Raw genomic sequence first — 13,511 nt, 5'->3', positions numbered from 1 at the left:
TTTGAGCGGGCGCAGCCCGCGACAGGCCGACGCGAAGCGGCGGGGCGAAGGGAGCGAAGCGACCGAAGGGCAGGCGCGCCCATAGGGCGCTAACGGCGGCTGATGTTGCTTGCAGGGCTGCGAGTTGCCCACAGGCTGAGAGGTTTTAAGAAGATTTAAAAGATTTAAAAGATTTAGGAGGAAAAAACGGCTTTTTATCCTTTGAAATCAAAGTCTTACGGATGTGGCCGGTTCCTAATAGACGGGATTCGGTTCCTAATAGACGGGATTCGGTTCCTAATAGACGGAACTCGGTTCCTAATAGACGGGCTATCCACAGCCTGGGAGGGAATACGCGACAAAACATGGTTTAGGACATTTTGTCCTAGTGCTTTGGGCGGCGGCCCCGTCTATTAGGAACCGCCATCTGTTGTCAGCCAGGTGCGATTCGTCATTACTAGGAGCGGGCCATTCTGGCCCTGATCTTCCTCCAGGTGATATTCGGGCAGGTCGTTGGCCTCGATCAGCTTGCGCAGCGTGAAGGTAAATTTTTTGAGCGTCCCGGCGCTGCCGCTGCGCTCGTAGAGTGTCTGGAACGCCCATACGGCTTGATTCTTGCCGGCCGCTCGGCGGGCTTGCCGGTAGATGAATCGGCCAATGCCAGGTTCGATCAAGAAGTAATCGGGGTGTACCGTCAGAACCTCGGGGCGCTTGCCTTCGGTGATTTCCTGGTGCAACCACCTCGGAGCCTCGATCTCGACGGCCGCAATCTTGCCGTTGTCCGTGCGAGACACGACTTTGTAACTACTGATCAGCCCTTCCGCTTCAACCTCGCGCATGATGCGCTGCCCGTTAGGGGATGGCCGCTCGCGCACGTTCTTGATGGTTGTGCCCTTGAGCCGGTCTAGCGCCCCTTCCACTTCTTCGGCCTGGCGGCCTCCATCGCCACGGCGGCAGAACTTGAGAATGTCGCTTATGTGTGGGCGATAGACGCGGCCAGGCTTCTCGCCCTTCCCTTCCCGATAGCGGTTCATGGCCTCGGTCATGTGCGAAACCATCATCAGTACCAGGTCGTAATCCCACACGCTGGCCATGCCATCCGGGCCAGCTTTCACTTCGACATAGCCGTCTGTCAGCTCGTAGTGGATGACCTCGCCGGCTCGCTTGTCACGCTTGGACAGGCGGAACACGGCCACGTCCATGATGCTGCGGCTGTCGCGGGCACCCACGTCATAGAGTGTCGGCACGAAAAAATCCGGCTGGCAGTCGGCGGCCGGCGGCTTGCGGATATTCGAGCGGGTTGTCTCGGCCTGCTGCTTGCGCAACCTGGCAGCAGCATCTGCCCATGACTCACCGGGGCGGGCCTCGTCCTCGATGCGGCGCTGGTTGCTGCGCTCGCGCATCTTCTCAACCCGGTCTATCAGGTCATCCCCGATAACACTGCCAATGGGCTGCGGGCCGTTGGTGCGTTTGGTCATGGGCTATTCTCCTTTAGCTGCTAAAACGTAACTGAGTAAAAGCGCCTTTACTCCTTTACGCCTCCGGTAGTTGCTCGACGTAATCAGTCAGAATCTCGGTAATTGTCTTGCCGTGGCTCGCGGCATAGACCTTCAACTTTGTGTGTAGGCCGGCAGAAAGCTGAAAATTGACCCGTTTCAAGCTGGCCTCATCGGCCAGGCTAGCGAGGGTGGCGGCTTTGTTCCTGGTCGCGCTCGGGCGTCCTGCACTCAAGGTTCCGGTTTTGCTCATTTGCGTTAATCCTCAAAAGCTCAAACAAGTTTTTGTTTCAGTTCCATAGCCAGGGCGTGGACTTCGGCGGCGGCATCGCCGGCCGGCTCGGTGTCCATGACGGTCGTGCCGCTGGCCGCGGTGCCCGGGTAAATCACGCGCTGGGTAATGCGCGACTCCAGGACAGGCAGGCCGTAGCCGGCCAGCGCCTCGGCAACTTCCGCGCCGATCTTGGTACCCTTGATGGCACGCGACACCACAAAGGCGGCCTGTAGGCGGCCGTCCGTGACCTCGATGCGCTGCTTGACCAACTCCACCAGGTCAGCGGTCGCCCAAATGTCGTAGGGGCTGGGCTGCACCGGGATCAGAACGAAGTCAGCCGCCTTGATGGCCGACACCGCCAGGTCTGCTGCCTGGGGAGCACCGTCGATAACCACAAAGTCTTTACGGGCGACGTTCTTCAAGTCCCGGTCAATGGTTGGCCGGTCGATACCAACCACGGTCAGCGGTTGATCCTCGCGCACGGCAGCCCAGTCGCGGGCGCTGCCCTGCGGGTCAGAATCAACCAGCAGAACATCGGCACCGTCCAGTTGCAGGGCGCGGGCAAGGTGGGTGGCAATGGTCGTTTTTCCCGACCCGCCTTTCTGGTTCAAAACAGCGATGACTTGCATGTGTGCTCCTTGCGCTTTTGTTTATTTACTCAAAGCATCATAAATCAAAATACAAATGAGTAAAGAAGTTTTTGCTTATTTGCGTACACTTCGCCGGGCCAACTCGGCACGCACCCAGGCCGATGACTCGGCCATGTCTCGCCGCAGCTCGGCCAGCTCGTCAGGCGTCAGCCGGCGAACCTCTGACCCTTCGCCCTGGTGGCGGGTGATGGCTTCGGCCACTGTCTCGCCCTCGCGCAGTCCGTACAGCTCGCGGGCGTTAGTGGTGGAGATGAACGCAGGAAGGTCGTTGGACGGGCCTTCGTCGTCCAGGAAAGCCGGTTCTTCGTGGTGGGTGGTCATTGGGTCGTCTCCTTCTTCTCAAGTGCGCGGTATAGGGTTGAACGGTGAACACCTAGCAGGTCAGCCACCTCCTTTACGGGGCGTCCTTCCAGGTCGATCAGCTCGCGGGCGTGCTCGATCTGCGCCAGAGAGAGAGTAGGGCGGGGGCCAAACTTCACGCCTCGCGCCTTGGCCGCTTCTCGGCCGCTCCTGGTGCGGTCGATGATTAGGGATCGCTCGAACTCGGCAATGCCGGCGAACACGGTCAGCACCATGCGGCCGGCTGGGGTCGTGGTGTCGGCCCACGGCTCGGCCAGGCTGCGCAGGCCAGCTCCGGTTGCCTGGATGCGTTCGGCAATGTCCAGCAGGTCGCGGGTGCTCCTGGCCAGGCGGTCGAGCCTGGTCACGGTTACAACGTCACCGGGGCGCAGGTGATCGAGCAGGCGGGCCAGCTCCGGCCGGTCGCGCCGGGTGCCGGTGATCTTCTCGGCAAAAATCTTGATACAGCCAGCGGTGCGCAGCTCGGCGCGTTGGTTGGTTAGGTCCTGGTCGTCCGTGCTCACCCTGGCATAGCCAAGCATCAGCTTGGAATTGCCGAGGCCGTGCGCTCGGTTTTCGTCAATGGCCTGGAATACAGCTTCGTCCATCAGCGTCTGTGCCTTCTCTCGGCCGATGGCATCCATCAGTGATTTCGTGCTCAAGGCATCCTCCTAGTCGTGTCGCAAATCATGTCTTGGATTATATGCGACACGCGACAATAAACCGCGACAGCTCAAGCGTAGGCATAGCGGCCGCTTTTGTCGCTTTCAGAAGGCGGTAGCACGAAATATCAGGAGTCGGCTGCACTGGTAGATTGCAGCGCGGCATATAGGGCCGTCTTGCTCACCTTGAGCCGTGTAGCGACCTCCCGGACATTCAGCCCGTTGGCGATGTGCTCCCGCGCCCGCTGCAACTTCTCGGCGGTGACCACCGGCTTTCTGCCGCCCTTGCGCCCTCTGGCCGCCGCAGCAGTCAACCCGGCCCTGGTGCGCTCGCGGATCAGATCGCGCTCGAACTGGCCCAGCGCGCCGAACACGTGGAAGATGAGCCGACCGCCTGGCGTGGTGGTGTCAATGGCTTCCGTCAACGACCGGAACCCGACGCCCCGCGCTTCCAGTGCGCCGATGGTCTCGATCAGATGCGGCAACGAGCGCCCGAGCCGATCCAAGCGCCAGACGGCCAGCACATCCCCGTCCCGCAGATAGGCCAGCGCATCGGCTAGGCCAGGCCGGTCGGTCTTGGCCCCAGATGCCGTGTCCTCAAAAATCCGCTCGCAGCCTGCCTTGCGCAGCGCATCCACCTGCAAGGCTGTGTCCTGCTCTACCGTCGAAACCCGCGCATAGCCGATCAGTGCCATCAACCACCCCTTTGTCCGTTCTTCCGTCCGGCTATCTTAGTGTCCGATAAGCCATTCGGAAAGAGGTTGTCGGACAGAATTGGGGTTGACCGGCTAACGGTCGTTTGAGGGACAAGGCGGCGGCTGGCGTCAGCCGAAAAGCTCGCTGTGCGAGCCAAGCCGCGCCAAGCGCAGGGTGTCGGAATCGGACTTGCGGTAGATCGTAGAGCTAACCGGCGCTGCGCGGCTTTATCGCGCAGCGTCCAGCGACTGAAAGGAGCGAGGTTGAGCGCCGGGTTAGCGCGCTGGAACAACATAGACGGTTTTAGTGGGAGAGTTTAAGGGTTGCAACACCTGCAACGATTAGTGCGACGCCAAAGTAGCGCCCGATGCTGCTTGGATCACCATAAAAAAGAACGCCAACAACGAACGTACCCGCAGCACCGATGCCCGTCCAAATTGCATAAGAGGTGCCAATCGGGATCTCTTTTTGCGCAAGCCATAAGAGAAACCCGCTAATCGCCATAAAGGCCACGGCAACAATGATGCCGGTGACTCTTGTTTCAGCTTCTTGCGCCATTTTGAGACCGACAGGCCAGCCTATTTCAAAAGCTCCTGCGAGAAGCAAATAAACCCAAGCCATGGCATTCCTCCTTCTGCTGGTGTGGAAACGGTAAGCGCTAACATTAGCAGATCGGGCTTGATGTGGCATTCACGGTAGCCCGCCCAATCGCCGGAAAGGTCGTGATCGCGGTAGCGCGCATCGAGGGGCTGATCGCTCGCCAGCGCGACCAGTACCGGCTTGAGCGCGTCATCAAGCGTGGCGCGGTGCAGGCCCTTGGCCTCGCGCTTGTAATCGCGTTTGAACGCGGAGGAACGGTCAATCGTCCGCATGCAAATCCGCCATCAGATCGTCCACGCTGGTGAACTTCTTGCCCTTGCCCGCTTCCAGCTCGGCAATGGCCTTCTTGGTGGTGGCATTGGGCACCTTCACATCGAAGGGCAGGCGATGTTCGTCGGCGATGCGCAGCATCAGCAGGCGGATGGCGTCGGAAATTGACAGGCCCATTGCTTCAAGCGCGGTGGCGGCGCGCTCCTTGGTGTTGGTGTCGATGCGGGCGCGGACGTAGGTGTCGGCAGTGGTGCTCATGGCAATTCTCCGGGAACGGTTCAGATACCCATATCGTAGTCACAATGCGACTACACGCCAAGGCCGCATCGTGCAGGGGATTTCTGAGCAATTCCGGCCCCTTGCGGCACTTCGTGCATAGGACTGCTAACACGGCCCGTTCAGAAGTCGGCTGCACACCGGGCGGCCCGCCCCGTGAACTGGTGCAGTCGTCTTCTGAAAATGACACCGGCTGACCAGTGATACGCAATACAGCCACGTCCTGGACGAGATCAACACCAACCACATGAGCGGCACGCCATTCGCCGCTGGACAGCTTCACTCGCACGTCCTCGGCTCCACTGAGGACATGGCCAGCGGTTGCTACCTGGTGGCCGTCACCAACTAGGAAACCTGCCCCCATCGTTATCCATTCGCGCTCCTGGTCAAACTCGGCCCAGTCCTGCCGCCATGCTCGATACCTGTTCAGCCAGGTCGTGGCCTGGTTGGTTTGTACGCCAGGGATGAGCCAGGCGCGGTTACTACTGCCATCACCTCTAGCCTGCTCGATCACTGAAACCATAACCACTGACGGCATGACTCGCTCGGCCACGGCCGACCAATCCACAGCGGGGGAGTAGGGCCGGGAATCCAGCTCCAACAAGTTGCCGGCAGCACTAGCAGCGCTGGTCTGCCGGTCATCGGTTAGGTGATCGCGCCACTCTGCATCACTGAGGCGCTTCTGTGCGGCCGCCACAGCGTTGACGTTGGCCTGAGTGGTTGCCAGGGCGTAGCCGGCCAGGGGAAGGGCTATGCCGGCCGCGACGTAGGCCGCTAAAGCAGTACGGCGCAGGGCCTTAACGCTTTTCATGCTGTGCGCCCTCCTGGTGCTCGATGAGGTCACGCATTTGCAGGCGTTCGCCGGTCTGGTCGCCAATGTTTAAGACCTGGACGTGTTGGCTATAGGCGGCTTGGATCATCCAGCCGGCCAGGGCAAGGCCGACGAGAGCGGCAGTGACGGTAATTCGATATTTCGTTAGGTCGCGGTGGGTGCCGTCGGTAAAATTGTTGTCAGTCATGACTCACCTCTGTGCAGGTGGTTTGTGATTAGGTGCCCGGTCGGTTGCCGCCGACCGGGCACCGCTCTAGCGGCCTCGGCCTCTATCGTTGTCGCGGTCGCGCTCCGCCTTCTCCTGGAAGCGCTTCAACAGCTCTCGCTTCTTCGCCTCCTTGGTCTGATCGCCTTTGTCCGTGCCGGCGTTTAGCTCTTTCGCCAGTGCATCAGCCTGCTGCTTGCCGATCTGGTTTTCCTCATACTTCTGCTCCGCGTTTTGCTCCTGGAAACCTGCCTGACGGCCGGCCTTTTCCAAGTTGAGGCGCTCGGTCTGCTCGGCCTTCTCGCGGTTCACGTCAGTACGTTGCTTCAACTCCTCGATGCTCTCCTGCTTCATGTCTCGCTCCTGGTGTTTGCCTTGACGGCGTTGCTCGATCTTCGCCCGGTGCTCAGCAATGCGGGCGGCCTTCTCTTTTTCGATAACCTGCTGGAAGTTAGTGGCCAGCTCCGGGCGTACCTGGGCGGCCTTCTTCTCGGCCAGCAGTTCGCCCCGAGTGGGCTGCTCATAGGGGCCAGCCTTACGCATGTAATCGCCAATCAGATTTAGGCGCTTGTTGAGTTGCGTCCAGCGCCGTTCTAAGCCAGACCGGACACCGCGCCAGGCAGTCAGCGCCTGGTCGTGAGCGGCTTTCTTGAAGCTGGCAAGAAGGCCGCTCGGTTCGGCAGGCCGCTGCTGGTCGATGGCCTGCAACTTCCCTTCCTGGCGTTCAATCTGGCCCGTTGTCTGGGTGTGCAGAACCTTGGCCCGATTCACTATCAGGGTGAATTGCCGCGCCTTCTCGTTTTGCCATTCGCGCTTGATGACTTCCGGACTTGGGTCGTTGGCCGCTTTGACGGGTTCGCGGTCGGCCACAGCCCGACGCAACAAGTCGGCGTTTAGCTCACGCTGCATTAGCTCTCGGGGCGTCGCTGGCTTCTCGACAGTCAGCCCATTGTCATCCCGTCGCACTGCGTGATTTGGTTCTGCTCGCTTGTGCTCCAGGTCACTAGAAACATCACGCGGCAATAGCACTTCACCTCGTTCGGGGAAGCGAACCACACCGAGTTCGGACAGGTTCCGCAAACGACCTCGGGCGAAGGGCGGCGGGACGGTTCCAGGGCGGCTAATGTCGGACTTATCGGCGGCTCTTCCAGATCGCTCTGTGTCTGCTCTGGTAACGTCTCGTCCAGTGACCCGATCAGACGTTCTATCTCGTCCATCTCCATTGTTTCGCTCATAAGCTTCCCTCGCCGCCTCGATGCGCTGACGCACCTCGGCCAGATTGATGATCTGCGCATTACGCTGGGCAATATCGCGCCCTATGTCGCCACGCTCCGTCTGAATGCCTCGCTTCTCCATCTGCACCACTTTCGGGCCTAAATGCACGGTCGGCAGGCGCTCAAGTTTGGCGGCTTGCTCAGTGTCGCCGCGCTCGATAGCAGTGGCCCTTTGCGCCTCTAAGCTACGGTGGTCGATTCGCTCCTGGCGGCCCGCATTCTCAAGATGCCGGTTCGACAGTTGTGCCCAGTGTTCCCGCCAGTTGGCGACCTCCCCGCTTTTCTGGTCGTCCAGTTCGCGGGTCTTGTCATTGAAGCCTTCTGGAGTCAGACGGCGGGTGCTGCAAAGGATGTGTGCGTGATGATTCCGGTGATCGCCATCCTTTCCCGGATCATGGATCGCAACATCAACAGCCATGCCATGACGCTGCACCAGATCGCGGGAAAATTCGCGCACCAGTTCTAAGCGCTGCTCGCGGTTCAGTTCTGCCGGCAACGCCACTTCAAATTCACGGGCAACGGTCGAGTTCTTGCGCTTCTCTGCCAGCTCGGCCGCGTTCCAAAGTTGTTCACGGTTTGAGGCCCACTCTGGCGCATTTTCCGGCAGGAAAATTTCGGTGTGTTCAACACCGCTACGGCGAGTGTAGTCATGGACAAGGCCCGTCCGTTCGTCCATGACTCTTTCACCTGAACGATAGGCAATAGCCGCAGTGGCCGACCGGCCAGCACTGCGGCTTATTGTCTTAACGCTAAGGTGAAAAATTGCCACTCGATGCCTCATTTTTTAGCGGCTAAAAAGCCGCTCTGCTTTTCCAAGTTGCCGATTTTGGCAACGCGGAGGGCCGCAGGCCAGTAGGGGTTGTTAGGGCGTAGCCCTGACCGCGCGCAAACGAAGTTTGCATAAGTGCGCCCTTCGCTTTGCTTCGGGTTGCCTTGTACCACCATCAGCGCTAGTATTCAAGCCTCATAAAAGGAGGAGCCACAATGGCAAAGCGTACTAAGGACAAATTGGCTGAACTGCTAGAAAAGGAGGCACAGCTAAAGGCACAGATTCAGGCGCTGAAACAAAGGGAGAGCGAAGCAGAACGCAAGAAAGATGCTCGCCGCAAAATCCTTATTGGAGGCGCAGTGCTCGCCAAGGTTAAGCGCGGTGAGTGGCATATGAATCAGCTTCAAGACCTGCTCAATTCTGAGCTGAAAGCAGACCGCGACCGCGAGCTGTTTGATCTACCAGCTTTGAATCAAGAACAGGCCAGCGAAGCACCCAGCGATACGGGTGGCGGCAACCAGCCGTAACGCTGTTTTTATCAACCTGCACAGAGGTGATTTATGACTGACATTAATTGGTATCTAGAACGGCTTTGGGCCAGCATCGTGGCTGTCCTATTTGGCACGTTTATCATTTCTATGGCCCCGCCCGTCTCGGCTGCCACGTTTAACAAGTGCGTGCCTAGTTCGGACGCAGGGGCTTTCATCAATGATCCGCAGGAAAAGGCAAAGGCCATCGCACGCGAAACTATGCGCTGCGATGCTGAAAACGCCGTTTTTGATTCTTGGGCTGCCAAATTGGCAGCACTGGATAACGCCAGAGAGAAAATCAGTACAGCGGCCAGCGCAGGAAACTGGGGCGCATTCCAAGCGGCATTTACTGAGGCAAAGGGGCCGCTTCTGGAAATGCAGCGGGCGGCAACTGACACACCCAACGCGCAAGGCGCGGCGGCTGTCCGCTCTTTGTTCGGGCAAGACCTGAGTTTCTTTTTCCAGAATGTCGGCATGTCTGCGCCGGCATCGTTCGATGACGCACTAGCCAAGATCACCGAGGCGAGCCAAACACCTGGCCAGGAATCAAAAGCAGCCACGCTAGCAGCGTCGATCCTGAACCAAGCCAGCGGGCGCGGTGCTGAGTTCGTGGCCGGGCTTAGCCGGGCCGCTGGTGATGCAGTGAAAGTCGAAACTGTGGCGCAACGCCAAGCAGCCGGTACGGCTCGCCGTGATCGCCTCGAAGGTCGCACGGTTGACGGTTATTTCTCGGGGTTCCTGGAGCGCGTGTTGACTGTCTGGAAACCGTGGCTGCTCATGCTCCTGGTAGTGACGTTCGCCGGCTCTTACTGGGGCATGAAACGTAAACTCAACCCGGTTACTGCTGCCGCTGCTGCCGGGTTGGCATTCATGGTTCCGGGAACTGCGATGGCAGGTGCTTTTGTGTTCCTCCCTTTCCTGCCCCAGTGGCTCATGATTGCCGCCGCGCTGGCTGGAACTTTTGCTACCTACCATTTCGCCGGCCAGGTTTTTGGCTGGTTGGCTGCTCGGGCGGGTGCAAATACACCGACCGCCCAGCGCCTTCTAACCATTGGCGGGACTCTTGAAAACCTCCGCGCCGGCCTAGGCGGTGCGCCAGTCTCGGCATCTGCTGGTGTTGTCGCGCAGATGGCCGCGCCGGTCGCTACCCACGGTTCGGCCCGCTGGGGCACTCCTGCGGAAATGCGCGAGAATGGCCATCTGCTGCCCGTTGGTCAGCCGGCAGGCTTCGCCTTGGCTCGGGTGCTCGATACGCCTGCCGGCGTCGATCAGCGGTTCCGCCATGTGGGCCATGTGGTGACTGTTGCACCGACTGGATCGGGCAAGGGTATCGGTGCAGTGATCCCCCATCTTCTGGAGTACCGGGGTTCGTCCCTTGTCCTGGACGTGAAGGGCGAAAACGCGGCCGTTACTGCTCGCGCTCGCCGTGCGCTCGGCCATTCCGTCTATGTGGTTGATCCCTTCGGCGTGACCAAGGGCGAAACGCACGCTTTCAACCTCCTGGATCGCCTGGACGTGGCCGACCCGGAGTGCGTAAGCGAATCGGCTGTGTTGGCTGACTGCCTGGTGATTGTTGACGCCAAGGGCGGCGGTGAGCATTTCGAGGAATCGGCCAAGACCCTGCTGCAAGGGTTGATGCTGCATGTCGCTGGCCTGGACGATCCAGAGCGCCGCAACCTGGGTGAGCTGCGCCGGCTGCTGACGGCCGACGAAATGACGTTCCTGGAAATGATGGCGGACATGGCCGCCGATGAAAGCGTGGCGTTCGGCATTCCCTCCAGGGCAGCAAATACCATCATGGGCATGGCCGACAAAGAGCGTGGTTCTGTGTTGTCCACCGCTCGCCGTCACACCGCCTTCCTGGATGACCCACGGATCGCCGCCACCCTCTCGCGTTCGGACTTCGATCTGTCGAACATCAAAGACGAGCTGATGACCGTCTACCTGGTTCTGCCGGCCAACAAGATCGGCCCGAATGCTCGCTTCGTGCGCGGCTTCATCGGCTCGGTGATTGCGGCCATCACGTCATCTGCCAAGCAGCCGGAACATCGCGTCGCGTTCCTGCTCGATGAGTTCGGCCAGCTCGGGTACATGAAGGCCATCGAGGACGCTGTAAGCCTGCTGCGCGGCTATGGCCTGTCGTTTTGGGTCTTCATCCAGGATCTTTCGCAGCTCAAGGGTGTGTATCCGAAGTGGCAGACCTTCCTGGCCAACTCGGCCAAGTCGTTCTATGGCACCGATGACTACGATACGGCGAAGTACATCAGCGATTCACTGGGTCAGGCCACCATCGAATACGAGACACAAAACGAGGGCAAGAACAGCGGCAGCGGGATTTCTGGCGGTGGCGGGTCGATGAACAGGGGCAAGAGTGCAGGCAGCTCGCAACAGTTCACCGGCCGTCACCTGCTCACGCCTGACGAGGTGATGCGCCTCGGCCCGGAACGTCCGATTGTCCTGGTCAAAGGTGAATACCCGTATCAGCTCGCCAGGCTCAACTACCTGGTGGATGCTGAGTATGTGGGCATGGCCGACCCCAACCCGTACCACAGCTAAGGGCCGCCGGCATGATGATGGTCATCGGGGTACTGTTGGCGACTGTTGCCGGCGTCTGGTTCGGTCGTCGCCTCGGGCCTGCCCTGGTGGCTGCCGTCATGGTCATGGCTGCGCCGATCTGGCTGGTCGGGGGGTTCGCCCTCGATCTGCTGCGTAAGCTGCCCGCCAGCCTCCGGCGGGCTTGGTTTGCCCTGCTCCGGGCGCTGGGTTTCCTGGCTGTGCTACCGCTGATCCCGTTTGTGTTCGTGTGGGCGTTCCTGGTTGAACTGTTCCGGCCAAAACATCAGCCGCCGGCCCCGATCCAGTCAGCCACACAGCGGACGGCCGAAGTCATCGACCTGGCCGCCTGGCGTCGGCGGAAGGGAAAAGCAAAAGAGTAGAACTGCAAAAACTCAAATGAGTTTATCGGCTAAAGTGTCGCGTCCCTCAAGTGTCAATGAAAGGCCCGCCAAGTGCGGGCCTTTCCGCGTCCAGCCTGCCAGGCTCCTGCCTCCGGCTACGGTGGAAGAGGTTTCATTGACACTTGAGGGACCGGGCCTCACTCCCCGCCTTTCTTCCTGGTGCTCGCGGCCTTGCCTTCGACCGGGTTGATGCGGGCCAGCAACGCGGCGGCCTGTTCCTGATGCGCCTGGAGCTGGCCGGCCAGCCGGGCGGCTTCCTCGCGGGCCTCGGCGGCGCGGGCCTGGGCGGTGGTCAGCGCGGTGCGTAGTTCGCCCTGGGCGGCGTCGGCCTCGATGCGCTGGGCAGTCATGCGCTGCTCGGCTTCCTGGGCGCGTTCATCGCTGCGGGCATTCGCTGCGGCCAGCTCGGCAGCCAGTGCAGCGGCGCGTTGCTCTGCGGCCTGGGTGGCGGCCTCGGCACGCTCGGCGCGGGCATTCGCTGTGGCCAGCTCGGCGCGGCTGCGCTCCTGCTCCTGGTGGGCATGGTCGAGGGCGGCGCGCAGGTCGGCGGCGCGCTGCTCGATCTCCTGGGCGCGGGCCTCGGCACGCTCGGCGCGGGTGGTGGCGGTGGCCAGCTCGGCGCGCAGGGCGGCCAGTTCCTGGGCGCGTGAGTCCTGCTGCTCCTGGTGCAGCTCGGCAGATCGTGCAGCGGCGGCGCGCACTTCCTCCAGCTCGGCGGCCTGCCGTTCGTAAGCGTCGGCCAGCTCCTGGCGGTCGTGGTCGGCCTCGGCCCGCTCGGTTTCCCATGCAGCCTGGGCGGCACGCAACGATTCGTTGGCCAGCTCCTGGGCGGTCTGCCAGAGCGAGGCAAGCGCGGCGCTGTGCGCCTGGGTGACGGCCTCGGGGACGGTGACAGCAACCGGCGCGGCCTGGGCGGTCTGCGAGCGGCGCCATTCGCGCATCACGGCACTGGCTGAGTTCATATCGACACGGGCCAGACGGCGCACCGCATCAACGGTGGGCATCGTCTCGCCCCCGCTCTGCTCGTACAGCTCTTGGGCAGCCTGAATGACGCGCTCGCGCACGTCTGCGGGGATGGCGGTGGACATTGCAGCGACTCCTTCCTGTGTGTGTACCCATATCATACCATAAGAATAATAATAAGATTATTATTCTTCTTATTATTATGGCGGTTATTCTCCATGACCGACGGACGGTCGCCGGCCCGCCCTGGTCGAAGGCCGCCCCACTCGGCCCGGCGAGGCCCGGCCAAGGCTGGACAGTTGCAGCGGCCAAAATCGGCCTCCTGGGCGCGTTTCTGGTGCCAAGGTAGGCTTGCCCCCAGACTGACCGCTTCCGCGTTGTGTGGGCGATTCTGGAAGCTCTGGCGCTGCTCCGGTTGCAGCGCTCCCGCCCCTCTTTGGCGTTCAACCCTTACGGCCTTGCAGGCGGCGGCAGTCGTCCAGGATGAGCACAGGCGGTCGGATCGCCTCGATCCATACTGTCCAACCCTTAGCGAGCCTTCAGGCGGCGCATAGGTTTGGTTCAGTCCGAGGTGGTTGGGTTGACGCCGGCGCGGCTTGCCGCGCCCTTGGTAAACGTCGCTGGCCGTAGGCCAGGCATTTTTGAGCGGGCGCAGCCCGCGACAGGCCGACGCGAAGCGGCGGGGCGAAGGGAGCGAAGCGACCGAAGGGCAGGCGCGCCCATAGGGCGCTAACGGCGG

Annotated in this window: 16 protein-coding genes; 3 read left to right on the top strand and 13 right to left on the bottom strand. The window is 61.0% G+C overall.

What is annotated here, in order from left to right; genetic code table 11:
* Positions 1-392: 392 nt before the first annotated feature.
* The 12 genes from ACZRKZ_RS27430 to mobQ all read right to left on the bottom strand — a co-directional run bounded on the left by ACZRKZ_RS27430 (position 393) and on the right by mobQ (position 8,334).
* The gene (locus ACZRKZ_RS27430) at positions 393-1,457 is read right to left on the bottom strand and encodes a replication initiator protein A (RefSeq protein ID WP_077563833.1); all 1,065 of its coding nucleotides are present in this window, start codon (positions 1,455-1,457) and stop codon (positions 393-395) included.
* A 55-nt stretch (positions 1,458-1,512) separates the two neighbouring features.
* On the bottom strand, positions 1,513-1,728 hold the full coding sequence (locus ACZRKZ_RS27425; protein WP_077563835.1) for a chromosome partitioning protein ParB: 216 nt from the start codon (positions 1,726-1,728) through the stop codon (positions 1,513-1,515).
* A 20-nt stretch (positions 1,729-1,748) separates the two neighbouring features.
* Entirely contained in the window at positions 1,749-2,378 is a 630-nt protein-coding gene (gene parA / locus ACZRKZ_RS27420) for a ParA family partition ATPase (protein ID WP_077563837.1), read from the bottom strand.
* 75 nt (positions 2,379-2,453) lie between these two features.
* Entirely contained in the window at positions 2,454-2,720 is a 267-nt protein-coding gene (locus ACZRKZ_RS27415; protein WP_455233665.1) for a hypothetical protein, read from the bottom strand.
* A complete protein-coding gene (locus ACZRKZ_RS27410) occupies positions 2,717-3,280 on the bottom strand; it encodes a recombinase family protein (protein ID WP_102821708.1) in 564 nt (187 codons plus the stop codon). The genes ACZRKZ_RS27415 and ACZRKZ_RS27410 overlap by 4 nt, the downstream gene beginning before the upstream one ends.
* Positions 3,281-3,528: 248 nt before the next feature.
* Complete coding sequence (locus tag ACZRKZ_RS27405; RefSeq protein WP_252607706.1) at positions 3,529-4,095, bottom strand: recombinase family protein; 567 nt, start codon at positions 4,093-4,095, stop codon at positions 3,529-3,531.
* Positions 4,096-4,399: 304 nt separating this feature from the next.
* Positions 4,400-4,717 carry a DMT family transporter gene (locus tag ACZRKZ_RS27400; RefSeq protein WP_075806982.1) on the bottom strand — a complete coding sequence of 106 codons (318 nt, stop codon included), beginning with the start codon at positions 4,715-4,717 and terminating at the stop codon, positions 4,400-4,402.
* The gene (locus tag ACZRKZ_RS27395) at positions 4,675-4,968 is read right to left on the bottom strand and encodes a type II toxin-antitoxin system YafQ family toxin (protein WP_457432754.1); all 294 of its coding nucleotides are present in this window, start codon (positions 4,966-4,968) and stop codon (positions 4,675-4,677) included. The genes ACZRKZ_RS27400 and ACZRKZ_RS27395 overlap by 43 nt, the downstream gene beginning before the upstream one ends.
* Positions 4,955-5,224 (bottom strand): type II toxin-antitoxin system RelB/DinJ family antitoxin, encoded by a 270-nt coding sequence (locus ACZRKZ_RS27390; RefSeq protein WP_252607707.1) that lies wholly within the window; start codon positions 5,222-5,224, stop codon positions 4,955-4,957. Before ACZRKZ_RS27390 ends, ACZRKZ_RS27395 begins: the two co-directional genes overlap by 14 nt.
* Positions 5,148-5,606: a trypsin-like peptidase domain-containing protein gene (locus ACZRKZ_RS27385; protein WP_463983190.1), complete on the bottom strand. Its 459-nt coding sequence runs from the start codon at positions 5,604-5,606 to the stop codon at positions 5,148-5,150. Before ACZRKZ_RS27385 ends, ACZRKZ_RS27390 begins: the two co-directional genes overlap by 77 nt.
* Before the next feature lie 433 nt (positions 5,607-6,039).
* Complete coding sequence (locus ACZRKZ_RS27380; RefSeq protein WP_069897752.1) at positions 6,040-6,261, bottom strand: hypothetical protein; 222 nt, start codon at positions 6,259-6,261, stop codon at positions 6,040-6,042.
* A gap of 66 nt (positions 6,262-6,327) precedes the next feature.
* On the bottom strand, positions 6,328-8,334 hold the full coding sequence (mobQ, locus tag ACZRKZ_RS27375) for a MobQ family relaxase (RefSeq protein ID WP_463983189.1): 2,007 nt from the start codon (positions 8,332-8,334) through the stop codon (positions 6,328-6,330).
* 203 nt (positions 8,335-8,537) lie between these two features.
* On the opposite strand from mobQ, the gene ACZRKZ_RS27370 reads away from it, so the two are divergent.
* From ACZRKZ_RS27370 to ACZRKZ_RS27360, 3 genes are read left to right on the top strand one after another with little or no spacing between them, the layout of a single operon-like run.
* A complete protein-coding gene (locus ACZRKZ_RS27370) occupies positions 8,538-8,849 on the top strand; it encodes a mobilization protein (RefSeq protein ID WP_169957275.1) in 312 nt (103 codons plus the stop codon).
* 33 nt (positions 8,850-8,882) lie between these two features.
* Entirely contained in the window at positions 8,883-11,408 is a 2,526-nt protein-coding gene (locus ACZRKZ_RS27365) for a type IV secretory system conjugative DNA transfer family protein (RefSeq protein WP_463983188.1), read from the top strand.
* A gap of 11 nt (positions 11,409-11,419) precedes the next feature.
* Positions 11,420-11,788 carry a hypothetical protein gene (locus tag ACZRKZ_RS27360; protein WP_077563829.1) on the top strand — a complete coding sequence of 123 codons (369 nt, stop codon included), beginning with the start codon at positions 11,420-11,422 and terminating at the stop codon, positions 11,786-11,788.
* Positions 11,789-11,946: 158 nt separating this feature from the next.
* Here the strand turns inward: ACZRKZ_RS27360 and ACZRKZ_RS27355 are convergent, their stop codons facing one another.
* Positions 11,947-12,897, bottom strand: a complete 951-nt coding sequence (locus ACZRKZ_RS27355) for a DNA-binding protein (protein WP_077563831.1) — start codon at positions 12,895-12,897, stop codon at positions 11,947-11,949.
* Between the last annotated feature and the right edge of the window lie 614 nt (positions 12,898-13,511).

This window comes from Pseudomonas sp. c313, assembly GCF_055407145.1.
This window is presented reverse-complemented; position numbering and strand designations above follow the sequence as displayed.

Bases quoted from the DNA above. Each gene is read 5' to 3' on its own strand.
- ACZRKZ_RS27430 (WP_077563833.1), bottom strand. From the start codon at position 1,457: ATGACCAAACGCACCAACGGCCCGCAGCCCATTGGCAGTGTTATCGGG.
- ACZRKZ_RS27425 (WP_077563835.1), bottom strand. From the start codon at position 1,728: ATGAGCAAAACCGGAACCTTGAGTGCAGGACGCCCGAGCGCGACCAGG.
- parA (WP_077563837.1), bottom strand. From the start codon at position 2,378: ATGCAAGTCATCGCTGTTTTGAACCAGAAAGGCGGGTCGGGAAAAACG.
- ACZRKZ_RS27415 (WP_455233665.1), bottom strand. From the start codon at position 2,720: ATGACCACCCACCACGAAGAACCGGCTTTCCTGGACGACGAAGGCCCG.
- ACZRKZ_RS27410 (WP_102821708.1), bottom strand. From the start codon at position 3,280: ATGCTTGGCTATGCCAGGGTGAGCACGGACGACCAGGACCTAACCAAC.
- ACZRKZ_RS27405 (WP_252607706.1), bottom strand. From the start codon at position 4,095: ATGGCACTGATCGGCTATGCGCGGGTTTCGACGGTAGAGCAGGACACA.
- ACZRKZ_RS27400 (WP_075806982.1), bottom strand. From the start codon at position 4,717: ATGGCTTGGGTTTATTTGCTTCTCGCAGGAGCTTTTGAAATAGGCTGG.
- ACZRKZ_RS27395 (WP_457432754.1), bottom strand. From the start codon at position 4,968: ATGCGGACGATTGACCGTTCCTCCGCGTTCAAACGCGATTACAAGCGC.
- ACZRKZ_RS27390 (WP_252607707.1), bottom strand. From the start codon at position 5,224: ATGAGCACCACTGCCGACACCTACGTCCGCGCCCGCATCGACACCAAC.
- ACZRKZ_RS27385 (WP_463983190.1), bottom strand. From the start codon at position 5,606: ATGGGGGCAGGTTTCCTAGTTGGTGACGGCCACCAGGTAGCAACCGCT.
- ACZRKZ_RS27380 (WP_069897752.1), bottom strand. From the start codon at position 6,261: ATGACTGACAACAATTTTACCGACGGCACCCACCGCGACCTAACGAAA.
- mobQ (WP_463983189.1), bottom strand. From the start codon at position 8,334: ATGAGGCATCGAGTGGCAATTTTTCACCTTAGCGTTAAGACAATAAGC.
- ACZRKZ_RS27370 (WP_169957275.1), top strand. From the start codon at position 8,538: ATGGCAAAGCGTACTAAGGACAAATTGGCTGAACTGCTAGAAAAGGAG.
- ACZRKZ_RS27365 (WP_463983188.1), top strand. From the start codon at position 8,883: ATGACTGACATTAATTGGTATCTAGAACGGCTTTGGGCCAGCATCGTG.
- ACZRKZ_RS27360 (WP_077563829.1), top strand. From the start codon at position 11,420: ATGATGATGGTCATCGGGGTACTGTTGGCGACTGTTGCCGGCGTCTGG.
- ACZRKZ_RS27355 (WP_077563831.1), bottom strand. From the start codon at position 12,897: ATGTCCACCGCCATCCCCGCAGACGTGCGCGAGCGCGTCATTCAGGCT.